Origin of the sequence: Leptospira mayottensis 200901116 (genome assembly GCF_000306675.2) — a bacterium.
Taxonomy (GTDB): Bacteria; Spirochaetota; Leptospiria; order Leptospirales; family Leptospiraceae; genus Leptospira; species Leptospira mayottensis.
This window is the reverse complement of record NZ_CP024871.1, coordinates 2,436,430-2,451,998: the sequence shown is the minus strand read 5'-3', so window position 1 is coordinate 2,451,998 and position 15,569 is coordinate 2,436,430. Positions and strand designations below refer to the sequence as shown.

Sequence of the window (15,569 nt, the reverse complement as noted above, 5' to 3'; positions counted from 1 at the left end):
GATCGCGGGGATACAAGATTCTCGCGATCTTAGGTTTGTTGTATTTGTAGAAAAGACACGAATTTAAGAATCTCGGCTTTAAAGAATTTCTTGGCTTTCCCAAAGAGATTCCCGTAAAAATGAATTTATTTAAAAAATATAAATTTGTTGGAAATAGAGCAAATACATTAAAGAAACTGTATATAGAGTCGGTTTTGGAAGAAAATCAGTTCGATTTGTTTTAGTTCAAATGGCTTGATTTTTAAGACCGGAGTTGGTACAATCGGAGAAAAAAGAGGATGAACTATTATGACAACCGAAACTACTCCAAAAACTTATACTACTTTCAAGGAATTCTGGCCGTTTTATTTGGGAGAACATTCTCATCCGGTTAACCGCGCTCTTCATTTTATTGGTACTTCCTTTGCGATCGGTTGGATTTTGGCTGCTATTGCCAATTTCGATCCGTTTTATATTCTTGCCGGATTGTTTTCTGGTTACTTCTTTGCTTGGATTGGTCATTTTTTCGTTGAGAAAAACCGTCCTGCGACTTTCACGTACCCACTTAAATCGTTTATGGGCGACTGGGTGATGTATTTTTACATTCTCACCGGACAAATCGGTAAGGAATTGGAAAAGATCGGTAAAAAGTAAGTTCCACAGAAAGACAGTATTTGCTTGAGTTTTCTGTCGTATTTCTTTGCTTCGCAAAGAGTCGTCGCTTCGCTCTTGGTGATCCATAGAAAGACAGTATTTACTTGAGTTTTCTGTTGTATTTCTTTGCTTTGCAAAGAGTCGTCGCTTCGCTCTGACTAATTCACTCTCTACGGGTCGTGAATTAACCCCAAACAACTTCATAGATTTGAAGTGGTTCTTCTTTTCCTTTGACTTTGACACGGGGCATACGATTGAGAATATATTTCCCACCTAACAACTCCATGGTTTCTTTCGAAATGAGAAAATGTTTTTTTAAAACTTTACATAGGGATTCGATGCGGGAAGCGGTGTTGACTGCGTCGCCGATGACCGAATATTCTCTGTGGAGATCGCTTCCTATGTTTCCTGCAAAAACTTCTCCCGTATGAATTCCTATACCGATAGAAATCGGAGCTTTTCCTTCCGATTTTCGAAGCAAGTTCCATTCGGCGAGACGTTTCTGCATAATGACTCCGCAACCAACCGCATTTCTTGCGTCTACTTCCGCCGAAGGAGAAGGATGAGGTGTGCCAAATGTCGCCATCACGGCATCGCCGATATATTTGTCCAAGGTTCCGTTGTTTTCAAAGACGCATTCCGTCATTATTTTGCGAAATTCCGATAGAAGTTCGCCGAGTTCTTTCGGATCCATGTTCTCAGACATTGAGGTAAAGTTGCGAATGTCTAAAAAAAGGATACTTACAATTTGTCGGTTTCCGTTTTGAAAAGTTTCCGGATTTTCCACCATTTCGTTTACGATCTTAGGTGAAAAGTATCTGGAGAGCTCGGTCTTTTGACCTTCTACAATTCCGATTCGTTTTACCATTGAGATTGTCCGGAAAATTCCCATGGAAATCATCATCGCAAAACAAAAATACAAACCTGGCTTGCCCGCGACTATATCTTCGATCAAAATGTTCGGACCGTTGACGTAACTTCCCCAATCTTTTGTGTAGATAAGCTGACCTTGAGAAGCCGCAACCCATAAAATCGAATAATAGATCAAATAAAAGAGAAATAGCCCAATGAAAACGAAACGGATTTTAAATTGCAAAAGGGAATAGATGATTGGGAATAGAAAAAAAAGATTAATCGGATTCTTAAGAGCGAAACCTAAGTCCACATTCTTTGTCGTGAAAGTGTAAAAAAGCAAAACTCCGAGTATAAGAAGGTATTCAGTAAACAAAGTTATGTAGTTGAAAACGCTTATGACGGAAAGTGGAGAAACTCGAATGACGATCGTATGCACGAATGTTAAAGAAAGATAGATCAAAAATGCGATGAGGTTGAATTTGTGGTTTCCATTGTTGACGTTGACGACGATCTGAACCAGAAAAAATAAAGCGATTAGATAACGGAAGTAATTTGTGATAATAATTCCGCTTCTTTCTTCTTTTTTGAGGACTTCCAAAACGGAATCCGGCATGGACTTTCTATCCAATGTACGAAGCGCTTTTTTGATTGATAGGAGTATGTTCACAAAGTTCAAGATAGAAACTTCCGGGTTCGAGATCAATTCTTTCCGAGAAGAGAAATTGATTTTAAAAAAAATTCTTTCATAAAAAAGGAAGAAATTCATTCTTTTGCATTTTGTAGGAGAAGAGGTAGTTATGGCTCAGAAATTAGCGTTAGTCGCAGGCGCGACTGGCCTGATCGGAAAATATCTTTTGGAAGAATTATCCACTTCCGCCGAATACCAAAAAGTATATGCGCTCGTACGCAGACCGGGCAGTGTAGCCGGAGTCGAAGAAATCGTTTCCGACTATGACGCGTTAGTTGCTTCACTTTTTCCTCAAGGAATTACGGATGTATTTTGCAGTTTGGGAACCACGATTTCCAAAGCGGGAAGTCAGGAGAATTTCAAAAAAGTGGATTATGAATACGTTTTGAAATTTGCTAAACTCGTAAAAGAAATAGGAGCTAAATCTTTTTTCGTAGTGAGTGCTTTGGGAGCTAACCCAGACTCATTAGTATTTTATAATCGAGTAAAGGGAGAAATGGAAAGGGATCTGAAAAATATCGATTTTTCTTTTCTTGGGATCTTTAGACCTTCTTTATTGGAGGGAGAAAGAGAGGAGGTTCGTCCCGGCGAAACACTGGGGCAATTTTTTGCGAAGATTGTAAATCCATTTCTTTTAGGAGGAATTCGAAAGTATAGATCGATTCATGGAAGAACTGTCGCTAAAGCGATGATCCGTATCGCAAAAAAGGAAGCGACTGGAGTTCGTATTTTAGAGTCGGATCAAATTGCAATTGTAGGCGAAAATTGACTTTGTTTTTGTATGCACGAATTGTAAACGTGTTTTACGTTTTGTATGACAAAGTTATGTTTCATTGAATCGTAAGAATTTTCAAGTTGAGAACTTCTTTCGCTTTATTCCATAACTCTGTCCACTTTTGAGAGAACTTCCAATTGAAGCGGATTTTCAATTGCAGATAACTTAGAATTTACCACTGACCGTAAACAAAAATTGTCTTGGAGGACCCGGGGGGTTGGATTCGGAATGGACGATACAAAATATCTCTTATTCGATATGTTAGTACAGTTAATCTGAAAATAATAGTAACCGTATTTATAATAAACAGACGCATCGTATAATCCCTAAGGCGGGACAAAGAAAGAATTCGCATTATTCGCAGTTATGGAATCCACATAACGTCCACCTAATCCAAATCCAAAACCGGAAGAGAACGTATAAGTGGTCCAAAAATTTGCTGTATTTCTGGGAACATTGATCGGTCGATTTCCATTATAATCCCTTGTAACATAACGTTTATCTGCAATTCGGAGAATCGACCAAAATAAAAGGCATTGAGGTAAGAACTCCGTTTGATTTCAATTCCCGGTCTTTGAGATAGAAACCGCAAACGGAAACGTAACTTCCTACTTGGATGCTGGAGATTAAGGAAGTTGAATCTGAATCCAAAGCAACCGGCTTACCGGAAAAGTAGACCAAAAACCGAATCGAATTTCCTTTATACAAAATCTCTGAAACCGTTCCGGAAATTTGGATTGTTTTTCCGAAAGCGGCGGAAGGGTTGGAAACAAGTTCATAACCACTGACTTTGGGGGAAGATGAATTAGCATTCTTTTTTGCTATGATGGAGGATTCGAGTAACAATAAAAATACGAAGGTGATAAAAAGTAATCTTATTACGAAATTCATGATTTCTCCGAAATTATGGATTGGCCTCTATTGCATCGTCTGGAATGCCGGGGGTTTTGATTCCACTTGACCTACTGAGCCATTTATTTGTAATCATTGCACGTCTATCTGCGGGAAAAAGAGTTAAGAGATAAGTAGTGATCGTTGGTCTCCCGTCGTCTTCTGCGTCTTTGTCCATCTGAATAAAAACGTCGATGATGTCTCCATCAGGCCAGTTTGTGAGCATGCCGACCGCGGACTCAGGGGGCATATTTCCTACTTTGTCCGCGAGAACCTTTACGAGTTTTTGACGACTATTTTTTTCCGAGTCGGCCGATTTCATCTCTTTTTCTTTTGTGATGAGGCCCTGACGCATCTCCTCAAGCTTTTCCATTTCTGCTTCGAGCTTTCCTTTTTCGGCCAGAAGCTCCGTCTTTCTTTTTTCCAGCTCGTCTAATTCTTCCGCAAATCTTTCCTGAGCTTTGGCGAATTCCAATTTTTGGAGTTCCGTCGGAGATTCGTTATCCTGGTTTACGAGAGCGGGCTCTTTGCGAAGAAAGGGAAGAAGCTCCGCAGCGTTGATGATTTGGAAATAATCAAAAACAAAAAAGCCGATTCCCAATAAAAATAGGATGAGAAGAATGAGATATGTAGCTCTTGCCTTATCGCTTAAAGATGCCATACTAAACCTTTAGATCGATTCGATTTCCGTTGATCTTATTTTCTAATAGTTCCGCTTTCTTTTGAAAATCGGAGATTTTCTTTTGAAGACTGAGAATGGAATCCGTCGTTTGCGGAGAATTTTCGGTAGTGACGTTTAGGATTTTCTGAAACAGGGATTCATCTTTTATATTTGTCGTAGAGTTTTTTGATTTCTGAAGCTCCCGATTCGTCGTTTTCGGTTCTTGAGCTCGTATCGTACGTAAAGATTCTCGGAGCCGGTTCAGGTTCAGAGGATTCATAGTTTTTTCTCCATTGGATGGATTTAAGTTGATTGTAATGTTCTTCGAGTTCGAACTTTTCTCTCTTGAAGTATAACTTTTTGTAAGCCTTGTATTGGTTCTCTTTGAGGATTTCCAAAATTTTACGATCTTTTTGAGCCAGAATCAACTCGGCTCTTTTTGCGTCGAGTTCCGGTTTTTTATCTTTGATATCGGATTCTAAGTTTTCGTTCTGGGTGATGAGAGAACGAATATAACCCTGATGAAGTTGGTAATCTCTTAAAGAAGCTCCGTGGAGAGAGGCGGAATCTCCAGTTAGAAATTCTATTTGTCTTTCGTTTTCTCGAATAGAATTGCGGATCTGATTGATTTCTCCCGCTACGAGGGAGAAACTTTTAAGTTTTTCATCTTCTTTTTTCTTACGAAGATTTAAAACGGGTTCCAGATTGAATTGAAATCGTTTCAAGAATTAGAACTCCTCTTTTTCTTGCTCATCATCTTCGAGTATCTCTTTCAATCCCTGCACCGCTTGAGAATAGGTGCTTCGCTCCTGAATTTTCTGTTTCAGATAACGATCGATCTTATCTTTTTTACGAATTGCAAGATCAACTCTCGGATCGGAACCGGAAACATACGCGTTCAAACGGATCAATTCTTCCGCTGAGTTATAAACGCTGATGAGTTCTCGGATCATCCCTGCTCTTAGGTTCTGATTTTCCGGAGCGATTCTTGCCATCACTCTTGAAAGGGAAGCGGGAACATCTACCGCGGGATAATGGTTTTTTTCCGCGAGTTTTCTGTTTAGGATGATATGTCCGTCTATATAACCTCGAACAGCGTCTGCAATCGGATCCTCCATTTCGTCTGCTTCTGTCAGAACTGTATAAAATCCAGTGATCGTTCCGCCTGATTTGGAGGTTCCTGAACGTTCCACAAGTTTTGCTAATTTAGAAAAAACTGATGAACTAAAACCTCTCGTGATCGGAGGTTCGTGGTTGGAAGCGGAGATTTCCCGGTTGGCTTGAGCGAATCTAGTTAAGGAATCCATCATTAGGTTTACGTGTTTTCCTTGGTCTCGAAAATATTCCGCGATGGAGGTGGCGAGCAAAGCACAATTGACCTGTTCCATTTTTGGGGCATCTGAGGTGGCGGCGAGAACAACAGATTTTTGAAGACCTTCTTTACCGAGGTCGATCTCTATAAATTCGTTTACTTCTCGGCCCCTTTCTCCCACGAGAGCGATGACGTTTATATCCGCATTAGTATAACGCGCGATCATACCCAGGAGACTGGATTTACCGACACCGGAACCGGAAAAAATCCCGACACGTTGCCCCCTTCCTATGGTAAGAATCCCGTCGATTGCCCGAACCCCGGTCATAAGAATGTCCCGGATGATGGGGCGATCCAGAGGATTTGGAACATCGTTATCAGGTCCGCGTTCTTCTTTTGTGATGATATGACCTTTTTTATCAATCGGTCTTCCGACCCCGTTTAAAACTCTTCCAAGAAGCTCTTTACCGACTGGGATTGCGAGTTTTCTTCCGGACGAAAAAACGAATGCTTCTGGATAAACTCCTTCGATGGGACCTAAGGGCATAAGGGTATAAACATGACCTTCAAAGCCTACAATCTCACACTGTAGATAACCTTCTTTCCCGCTTTTCTGGACATCCATCAGTTCTCCGATTTTAGAATCGGGTGGGCCTTCCGAATAAATAACATTTCCAGAGACTCGAATTACCTTTCCGGATTTTCGGATCGTTTCGGTGCGATCCATGATCAGAAAGTATTTCGACATCACGTCTATTTTTTCGTGAAATTTCTTTTCAATCATAGAAAAACTCGGAATTATCTCTTGGTATCCTGAGTTTGTAGGAAAGTCAAGTATCTATGCGAAAATAAAAGAATTATGTCGTGTTGGAAAGCAATGAAGGATACATTCGGCGCGGCTTTTACACTCAATAATAAAAGTTCAATCTGGAGCAGGTCGATTTTGTGAGAACTTCTACGGAAAAGAGCAGGCGGGATAAGCTCTGAGATGCTTCAATTCTGTAGGAACTACTACACTTGAATGAGTTCTAAAATTTTCCGGTTTTGCGGGAACTACTACAAAGGAAAAATTCTCTGAATCTTTCGTGCAGAAAACCCTAAAAAAACAAGTTGCTCTACCTTTGCGTCAAACTCCTCTCTAGAGGAAGAGGTTGAAAATGTTTTATTATGATTTGCAAAAATGGTTCCAACAAAGAAAAGGAATCGTTTCAAGCGCTACGGAAAAAATAAGAGGTCGACTTCATTCGTTTTGGATTTCAAAATGCGCCCAATTCAAACCTAAAAAAAGCCGATTGATTACAAATTCTTTCAAAGTCCCATTGGTTTGGTTGTGTGGCCCAACAACACGCCAATCGCTACTTGGTTTTTGAGAAAATAATAAAGATTAAAATACGGCGCTCTTTGTATTTTTAGAATTTAAATAAATTCTAAAGTTGGCTTCGTAGAAAGATTTGTCTTTCCAAAATTTTTCATAAATAAGATTTACGATCTTATAATCGAAAGTCTTTTTCCTCTTGGATAAAATTTTTAATGCTTTCTCTTGTTTATTAGGGGTATTTTCCATTTCAAAAAATAGGAGTTCAAAATACTCATTTGTCGGTTACCACATTTTAGATCGGTTCTGCATTTCGGATCGCTTCCTCGATTTCTTTGAGCTGAGTGGAAATTCTCGCGTCGATCGCACCCACGTCGGTTTCGATGATAACTCCGCCTCGGTCTACACGAGAGTCTTCGTAGATATTGACTTTGCGCAGGGATTCCATGAGTTTGATAAGTTCGTCTTTGTGTGCGGTGGTGAGTTCTAAGTCCGCAAAGTTGACGCGAATGTCCACGCGATCTCTGTCCTTGATTCTCTTTAAAGCTTCTCTAATATTGTTGAGAACAATTTCCTTTCTTTCTATAATTTCGTCTTTGATCACCTTGCGTGCGATGATGAGGATCATTTCTACCATTTGCTTTTCCGAAGCTTGGATGATTTCTTCTCGGATGTCGATTGCCTTACCGACGATGGTTCCCAAACGGTCGATAAGACGTCTAACTTCTCCCTGGCCTTTTTTAAAACCGACTTCGCGACCCGCATCGTATCCTTTTAAGTAAGCTTCGTGTTCGATCTCTGCGACCTTCATCTCGGCTTCCTTGATCATCCTCTCGACTTCCATCTTTGCTCGGTCAAGAATCTGTTCCGCTTTCGCCTTGCCGGTGTCTTCTTCGAGTTTGACTTTTTCTTTGGAGTCTTGAATCATTTGGAAGGCGCGTTTACGTCCTTCTTCTTCTATCTCTTCGGATTTTCTTCTTGCGTCTTCGAGGAGTTTACGAACCTGCTCCTCGTTTTCTTCTCGGTAACGGCTCAGTTCCGCTTCGATTTCTTCGATGGAAGGCCCCTGATATTGTTCGATAATATTTCCTTCTTGATCTACCTCGAACTCTTCTGCGTCTTCATCTCTGTGGAACTTTTTGTATTTGTCGGGGATCGCCAGTTCTACCTGATCTTTGATATCCGCAATTTGTATGGGTTTAAAGACGAGTTTGGCCATAAATTAAGTCGCTCTCCAAAATTTGATACTTCCTTCCTCGATCTCGTCTCGGAGTCTTTCTAGGATTCCGTTCTGAGCGGTCTCCATTTCGGCGAGGCTGATCGGACCCATAGAGTCGGATTCCAATCGGATGGAAGAGGAGAGAGCTGGTTCTAATTTTTCAAGAATTCGCGTCTGAACTTCCATTTCCGTCCCTTTGAACGCACACGCGAGGACAATCGGATGAAAGGAAGAAAAAAACCGATTTAGCGGTTCTCTTTCTAAGTATAACAGATCTTCCATCCGAAAGAAGTGTTCCATTATATTTTCGGCAAAACCGGGACGTTTCTCGCGGATCCGATCGAAGATTTTTTGAGAATCTCCAGGTCGTAATCTTCCCAAAAGATCGGCGGCCTTTTTCCCCATAGGATTGTTGATCGGAAGACTTTTTTCCTCAAGAGCCAACGCTTCGAGTTTGAACTTTAAAAATCTTTCCAAACGATTCTTTTCATACTCGCTGGAAAGGTCCAGATCGTGAATCTGTATAAGAATTTCTTCTTTCATCTTTTCGGGAAAGTCGTTTAACACCGCAGCTGCCGCATCCGGGTTTCCGAAACATAAAATCAGAGCGATCATACTCGGCTTTTCTCCGGATACGATTCTTGAAATTTCTTCCGTGCTTTTTGTCTTTAGTTCCTGTAGAAGATCCTTCTCTTCTTTTTCTTCTTTGAGAAGAGCTTCGAGTTCCCGAATGAGATTTAAGCCTTCGGGATCGATACTTTCTTCTTTTCGAATCTTAGAGAGGGAATTTAAAAAAGAAGAGAGAATTTCTCTCTCTTCTTTAGAGTCCGGCTTTCCGGTTTTGTGAAACGTCTCAAGAAGTTTTCCCGTCTCCTCCGGACCCAGATGACGATAGACTTCCGGAGGGAGGTGTTCTCCCAAAATCCTAAGAAGGCTTCCTGCTCTGTTTTGTCTGGAAGATAGGGGATTCATCAGCTCGCTTCCTCTTCAGAGAGCCATGTGCGGAGAAGTTGTGCGACTTCTTCCGGTTTTTCTCTGGCGAGGTTGATAGCGTTTTCGAGAAGTTCTCTTCTGTATTTTTCATCCAGAGAGAGTTCCACTTCCGCTCCGCCTTCGTCCATGACGCGGAGTGCGGCCTCTCTCATCATTTGTTGTTGAGCTGCAAGTTCTTCTTCTCTGAGTCTTCTTCTTCTTGCGATTTCTTTTTTGACTGCTCTGTAGACTAGGATGCTTACGATTAAAAGAAGAATGATAATTAAGGATGCGATGATCATCTGGCGGATCGCTTTTTGTTTGCGGAGTTCTTCGTCTTCCGCCGCGAACTGAGAGGATCTGTCTTTGGGAATCGTGATGACCGAAATTTGATCACCTCTTGCCTTATCGATTCCGACGGCGGACTCAAGGTTTTTACGAATTTGTCTGAGTTCGTCTTCGGAAACCGGAATGTATTTGCGGTCATAACCGGTTCCGTCTTCTTTTTCTTTCTTTTCCCACATTCCGTCGATGACTACGGAAAGGTTTACTTTTTCCACTTTCCAAGGTTGTTTTTGAACTTCGGAAACTCTTCTGTTGAATTCGTAGTTGTTGATGTTTTCTGACTTGCTGTATTCCGATTTTTGATAGTCGGTGTCCTTGTATCCGGGAGGGATGTTCGGTTCGGTTCCGGCGGGACCGTCCGGTGTAAAACCTCTACCTTTAAAATCTTCTTTGGTTTCTTTGGAGGAAACTTTGAGAGAATACCCGTCCACAAGCTTTAGTTCGGAATAAGGAGTGTTTGGGTTGTCGGGAATCGCGACTACGGGAGATACGGAATTGTCTTTATAGGATTCCTTATCCCAATTTAAGTTATATTCAAAACGTGTAATATCAACTCTGTCTTCCCCTCCGAGTAGCCAGCGGAGCGTGTTTCTCATGTCGATCAAACGTTGGATTCTTTGTTCTTCACCGATTCTTAATTTTTCCTGAACGATCCTTAGTTCTAGTCTTTCTTTTTCCAAATCCTCTTCAAAGTCGCTAATGATCTTGCCGTCTGCGTCCGCTACGCTGACGTTTTCCGGTTTTAACTTAGGAACCGCTCTGGAAACCAAATTCACGATCCCTTTGACTTCTTTTCTGGAAAGCGATTCTACTCCTGGAATATAGTGAAGGATTACGGATGCCTTGACGGGAGATGAATTTGAGCTGAAGAGTTCGTCTTCGGGGAAGGCTATGTTTACGTATGCCTTGTCCACGGAGCGCAGAGTCATAAGGGATTGTTCGATGGCTCCCTTTAGGGCTCTATATTTTTTGATATCCTTATCGAACTGGGTTTCGGTAAATTTATCCACGTTGAAAAGCTCCCAGCCTTGAACTCCGGCGGGAATCAAGTTTTCCTGAGCAAGTTTGGTTACGATCTCTTGTCTTTGCTCCGGATCGACTGTAATTACACTTGTATCTGAACTTCCGTACTGATAGCCGAGAGAGTCCAGTTTTTTCGTGACTTCGGCAAAGTCCTTGCTCGTTAGGTCCTTAAACAGAACCACTCGGTTTTTTTGAAGGGAGATTGTGGAAAGAATTCCAATCGCAACCAGGACGGTTAACGCCACCCCTCCGAGTATAAGCTTTTTAGTCGTATCCAGGGTCGTAAAAAATTCCCGGATATTATTTAAGATTTTCTGCACCTGCTCAGGCATAACGAATCTCCACCGAATTTACAATACGGGACATAATCAAATATCGGAAAGAAAGTACAATTCTTTTCCGATTTTTTTAGGGAAAATTATTTTGCTATACGAATGCTAAGTGCAGGTTTCGTAAACATTCGTCATTTTGAATGTGTTTATAGCGATTCGGTCGGGCACTGAATTTTTGTATAGTGGAAGATGCAGGATTTTTATTTGAAAGAATCGTTGGATATAATGCGATCGAGACGGTCGATAAACACAAGTTTTGCTCAATGGGCGTTTCTTAAACATGAATCTTTTTGTAAAAAAGTTATATAGAATCTGGAGGAAGTGAGATAGGCAAAAGTAGGAGTTCCTACTTGCGAATTATCCTTAGGAAAGTTTCTTGAAATTGATAGAATTTGTTACGTTTTTATAACTACAAAAGCCATGGTATTTAAAAAAATCCGAATTTCAGATAATCCATCAAAACTAGTAAACCATTCATTTTGGTCTTTTTCAGTATCTTCTCGCTTATGTTTCAATCTTGTGAGTCCGAAATTGATTTTTCGATTCCAAATCAGATTCGTCTGAACGTAATCAGCAAACCGGATTCGAATCCAAAAAAAGAGATCCGGATATCCAACCGGATGTATGATGAGAAGGCTCATGTCTATCAATGGATTGTAAAAGAAATTCCAAAATTAAGATCCGGTTTGTCCCTATTACACAACTGTTCAGGCCTTTGGTATTATTGTTGATTTAGGAGATTTTAAATAACTCGAACGGTTGCAGATTTCTGAATATGAAATTTTATATATCACTGGTGGTTTCGTTTTAAAACGCGATTTTCAGAAAGAAAAATTTCTGGAATTGACGACTTACATATTGAAAGATACATCCTGATAACTTGTTTCGAAAGAAGAATATTTGTTTTTTAAAGGAATATTATCGCTTGTTTCTCTAAATAAACTTTTTCTGAAATAAAATTGCCGTGACGCTTAAAGTCTGTTTTCTTGGATTTTCAAAAGTATTTTGATCAAAATCAAAGTGGTCTTAAAAGTTTCAGGCCGAATCCTAAAAAAATAAAGAGATGGAAATTAATTTCTGCTCATCTCCGGATAAGAGGATTCGTATTCAAACGACAAGAGCGGTTGTTTTCGAAAAGTATAGTTTAAATCGCCCGTGTTTTAATGAAATAATACATTAGTCGACGCCTACTTAGCGGGATTTCCTGTAGCTTCCTTGTTTGCTCCGAAATATTTAAAACGAATATCAGGTTTTAATTCGGTTCATACTAGTCGTCTTTCCGACGGTAAGTATATAAAGAACGTTAAAGATTAGCATATCAAAAGGAAATTCTAACCATTGTTCTGCTCCCGCTATGTCGTAAAAAAAACGATTAGATTGGTGGATCTTATACCCCAGTCTCATTTTCATGAATTATAAATTCATAATATTCGTAATGATCGTTTGATAATTCTAGTGTGGAATAACCTACATAGTAGATTCGTTTTCCATAATCATTTGCGAATTCATATATGTCTACCTCAGGGAAACAAGAACTGTATCCTTCTTCAGGGCGTTCAAATGTATAATTTTTTTCGATAAAATCACGGATCGCCATACCCTTGGCGGTATTCAAAAGGAACGAAGGTTTTTTTATCGCTTTTCGACAATGCCCATAATTCCCATATCGTACATGTAGTATTTGATTCTACTCGATCTGACATAGTAACCACCTCCTCCTCTGGTGATATCTTGGGATGTACAATAACGATTGTCCGGTTTAAGATTACAAAGCTGGGGAGGCCGTGGCGAGCTTCTTGGATCGAGTTCGGTATTGATGGACGTGAAATGTAATACCCCCAATAGGATTTGTTGTCGAGTAAGAAAATTAAGCCGATCGATAAATATATGATCGTAACAGCTCTATGTTTTGTGGAATCAAAATCAGTGTGCCGAAACAGAGGACCGATAAACACGGCGGCGATTGCCGGAATTAAATATAGTAGCACATCCGAAACAAACGAATGCGAATGATGATATCGCAAATTATATAACTCTTTTGAAAATAAAGTAACGAGGAGCAAAAGAGAATGCAATGTCGTAAAGAGGAATAAAAATCTACTGAGTAAAGCGATTTTTTTTCATGATTTAATAGAAATCTAAACTATCATTTTCGAAAACTTCCCTGACGTTTTAAAAATACATTTCGATACGGTCAAACGGAAAAGATTTTTTTCCCGATTATCTCGAATTTACTTTTTGAATTTTGAGGGTTTGTTCTCAAGTCTTAGAAGTGTAAAAACTCTCCTGCGTTTTGGTGATATTCAGTGTTTCACTCATCTCAGTTATGCTGAGAAACAACGCCTTGCCTCGCGACTTATGTTTGTCTCGCTCTCTCCTATATTTCTTCTGCCAAGTCCCCTCCGCTATTTTTTATATAAGACCATAATAAATCAACTTACGATTGAGAACCTTATCCGGCATAGAATCGAAAGCTCTCCCATTTTAATCATTGTATAAAGAATTTCGATCATTTTGCGAGAAGTCGCTATGATTGATTTTTTAGGACCTTTTTTTAGATAGAGCCTTTGATAGAATGTTTTAATTCTACCTCCAGTTGAGAATGAACAAGACTCGACTCCAGGCCGCCTGAACGATCACTCTTCGAATTGAAGGCTGACAATTCTGCCGTAATAAACGGAATCTCCAGAAATATCAACCCCTTGACACCAAGCCTACATAGTGATACGTTTGTTTGGCGGAAGAGAATCTTTTACAATCTCCCATATAACTCATGATCTCTAAAGAAGTGAACAAGCCAATTCCTGACATCGAAAGGATCGTTTGAGCATAAGCCTTGTTTTTCTTTAAGGCTTCTTTAATTTCTTCTTCTATTAGTTTTAGATTTTGTTCCATTAAATCTAAAACTTTTAAAATTCTTTCTGCTTCTTTTTTGTATCGTTCAGGAAGCAAGTTTATGTAGAATTCTCTTGAGAGTTTAGTTCGTAAATGTTTCTTTGTAATTTGAGTCACACCAGCCTGAGTAAATAAACTGTGAAGCCGATTCTTGTTTTGTGTTAGTTGCCTTGTCCAGTTCTCCTGTTCGGTGCATAGTCTTCTATTATCCTCCTCTTCATCGGAACGACCGGCAATTCTTCTATCGGAAAACGTTGTATGAGTCTTGCGATCTTGAGCGAGTCTTCTTTATCCGTCTTTTTTAAGGATTGGTAAATTGTAGTAAGGTCTCCCGGATTCAATACGATCACTTGAACTTCTTTATGAACTTTTAATATCGTTTTTGCGATTCTAAAAGATTGAGATTTAGATTCATCTATGGATCGGGTTCTTACCCCAAGAGAGCGACCCATGGGAAAACTCTGCGACCTTCAGTTCAGAAGGCGGACTTACAAGTTGAGAGGAATTTTGAAATAGTAAGAATCTAAAGCACATATTTTTTCAAGTGTTCCGACAAGAACGAGGCTTTTTACTTGCAAAAAGTATGATTTTCTGATAGAGAAAAATTACCGGGGTCTTCCCGCCACCTCTCCTCCTCCACCCAAACGCGGGTGGGGCACGCACGTTTCACAGAGGATTGTCGGAAGAGATCCAAGTAATTGTGAGAAATAGAGAGCGTTATACTTCGAGTTCAGGAGCGAGATGCCTTAACCTCTTCAAACGACTGGCAGAGCGATCAGTCTGCCACCGGCCTTCTTGACTCCGTCGACTCAAGAATAGCACTTTTCGAACTGCCTTACATCTAAGAATCATACTAATCTATGGATCGCTTATCTTAGCTGCGCTAAGAACCTTCGATTAACTCAACCTCGCTTCTACGGTCGCTCGGTAATGCTTTCGCTATCTGCGGCTATCTCGCTCTCTATGGATCGCTCGATAGATCTTGAGGCTGGTGCTTGATAAACGATTCGGAATATTCCATAAAAAGTAAACGGGAATCTATAAATTAGTTTATTCTATAATATAGAATCATTTGGGAGGGGATTCTTTTAGACGAACAGAGGCGATTTATTGCGCATTGTGCGGATCAGTAGTTTCGGAGCTCACTCTTTTAAATTTTGGAAAACGAATAAAATTTCTCTCGCGATTGTTTCACAGGTTTCAATATATTTTTTCGAAACTTCTTCTGTAGGATCCGTAAGTTTTAGGGTCTGAGTAAGGTAAACTGATTCTTGCTTCTGTACTGGGCACAAACGGACAAGCTTCGTCCATAGAAGAACCAAACCATAACGGCCCGTATAAAGTGCTCATCTCCGAATAAAACATTTTTCTAATTCCCATTGCGATGAAAATCCAAAAAATTAAGATCTTCGTATAAGATGGGTTTTGGTTTTTACTGAATAATTCCGCTTGTTGAAAAGAAATGAATCCTCCATTGAAACTTGAAAGACGGAAGTTTGGCTGGACTGGATATAAAAAAGCGGAGAATCCGGAATTTAATCCGAAACGGTTGCCCGACGGTGTTACGGATTTTACCGTTGGAACACTCTCGTAGGAGTTCCTACATCTGAGGTTTTGCGACAAGTTTATAGTGTTTGTAAAAAACTAGAATCA

Annotated in this window: 11 protein-coding genes and 4 pseudogenes; 3 read left to right on the top strand and 12 right to left on the bottom strand. The window is 40.1% G+C overall.

From position 1 onward, the window contains the following. Positions 1 to 288 precede the first annotated feature (288 nt). Positions 289 to 633 (top strand): Mpo1-like protein, encoded by a 345-nt coding sequence (locus LEP1GSC190_RS11095; protein ID WP_002747893.1) that lies wholly within the window; start codon positions 289 to 291, stop codon positions 631 to 633. Positions 634 to 817: 184 nt separating this feature from the next. Here LEP1GSC190_RS11095 and LEP1GSC190_RS11090 read toward each other — a convergent pair whose 3' ends face one another. Then, positions 818 to 2,101 (bottom strand): adenylate/guanylate cyclase domain-containing protein, encoded by a 1,284-nt coding sequence (locus LEP1GSC190_RS11090; protein WP_173380571.1) that lies wholly within the window; start codon positions 2,099 to 2,101, stop codon positions 818 to 820. A gap of 184 nt (positions 2,102 to 2,285) precedes the next feature. Here LEP1GSC190_RS11090 and LEP1GSC190_RS11085 point away from each other — a divergent pair, with 184 nt between their 5' ends. Then, positions 2,286 to 2,945, top strand: coding sequence for an oxidoreductase (locus tag LEP1GSC190_RS11085; protein ID WP_002747748.1), 660 nt, complete (start codon positions 2,286 to 2,288; stop codon positions 2,943 to 2,945). Positions 2,946 to 3,116: 171 nt separating this feature from the next. Here LEP1GSC190_RS11085 and LEP1GSC190_RS11080 read toward each other — a convergent pair. The 9 genes and pseudogenes from LEP1GSC190_RS11080 to fliF form a co-directional block, all read right to left on the bottom strand. Then, positions 3,117 to 3,433: pseudogene (locus tag LEP1GSC190_RS11080) on the bottom strand (TonB-dependent receptor domain-containing protein); the annotation flags it as partial. 16 nt (positions 3,434 to 3,449) lie between these two features. Further along, a complete protein-coding gene (locus LEP1GSC190_RS11075; RefSeq protein ID WP_002747864.1) occupies positions 3,450 to 3,842 on the bottom strand; it encodes a hypothetical protein in 393 nt (130 codons plus the stop codon). 13 nt (positions 3,843 to 3,855) lie between these two features. After that, positions 3,856 to 4,503 carry a periplasmic-type flagellar collar protein FlbB gene (locus tag LEP1GSC190_RS11070; protein WP_002747800.1) on the bottom strand — a complete coding sequence of 216 codons (648 nt, stop codon included), beginning with the start codon at positions 4,501 to 4,503 and terminating at the stop codon, positions 3,856 to 3,858. A 158-nt stretch (positions 4,504 to 4,661) separates the two neighbouring features. Beyond that, positions 4,662 to 5,228 (bottom strand): flagellar export protein FliJ, encoded by a 567-nt coding sequence (gene fliJ, locus LEP1GSC190_RS11065; RefSeq protein ID WP_002747989.1) that lies wholly within the window; start codon positions 5,226 to 5,228, stop codon positions 4,662 to 4,664. A gap of 3 nt (positions 5,229 to 5,231) precedes the next feature. Continuing rightward, complete coding sequence (gene fliI / locus LEP1GSC190_RS11060; RefSeq protein ID WP_002747734.1) at positions 5,232 to 6,599, bottom strand: flagellar protein export ATPase FliI; 1,368 nt, start codon at positions 6,597 to 6,599, stop codon at positions 5,232 to 5,234. A gap of 456 nt (positions 6,600 to 7,055) precedes the next feature. Beyond that, a pseudogene (locus LEP1GSC190_RS19795) lies at positions 7,056 to 7,408 on the bottom strand (hypothetical protein). Positions 7,409 to 7,425: 17 nt separating this feature from the next. Continuing rightward, positions 7,426 to 8,349: a flagellar assembly protein FliH gene (gene fliH, locus LEP1GSC190_RS11050; protein ID WP_002626492.1), complete on the bottom strand. Its 924-nt coding sequence runs from the start codon at positions 8,347 to 8,349 to the stop codon at positions 7,426 to 7,428. 3 nt (positions 8,350 to 8,352) lie between these two features. Further along, entirely contained in the window at positions 8,353 to 9,321 is a 969-nt protein-coding gene (locus tag LEP1GSC190_RS11045; protein WP_002747746.1) for a FliG C-terminal domain-containing protein, read from the bottom strand. Further along, a complete protein-coding gene (fliF, locus tag LEP1GSC190_RS11040; protein ID WP_002748038.1) occupies positions 9,321 to 11,021 on the bottom strand; it encodes a flagellar basal-body MS-ring/collar protein FliF in 1,701 nt (566 codons plus the stop codon). The genes LEP1GSC190_RS11045 and fliF overlap by 1 nt, the downstream gene beginning before the upstream one ends. Before the next feature lie 506 nt (positions 11,022 to 11,527). Between fliF and LEP1GSC190_RS11035 the strand changes: the two genes are divergently transcribed. Next, the gene (locus LEP1GSC190_RS11035; RefSeq protein ID WP_002761976.1) at positions 11,528 to 11,752 is read left to right on the top strand and encodes a hypothetical protein; all 225 of its coding nucleotides are present in this window, start codon (positions 11,528 to 11,530) and stop codon (positions 11,750 to 11,752) included. 514 nt (positions 11,753 to 12,266) lie between these two features. On the opposite strand, the pseudogene LEP1GSC190_RS20790 reads toward LEP1GSC190_RS11035, so the two are convergent. Both LEP1GSC190_RS20790 and LEP1GSC190_RS11025 read right to left on the bottom strand, forming a co-directional pair. Beyond that, positions 12,267 to 13,135: pseudogene (locus LEP1GSC190_RS20790) on the bottom strand (hypothetical protein). A gap of 298 nt (positions 13,136 to 13,433) precedes the next feature. Continuing rightward, a pseudogene (locus LEP1GSC190_RS11025) lies at positions 13,434 to 14,329 on the bottom strand (IS110 family RNA-guided transposase); the annotation flags it as partial. Between the last annotated feature and the right edge of the window lie 1,240 nt (positions 14,330 to 15,569).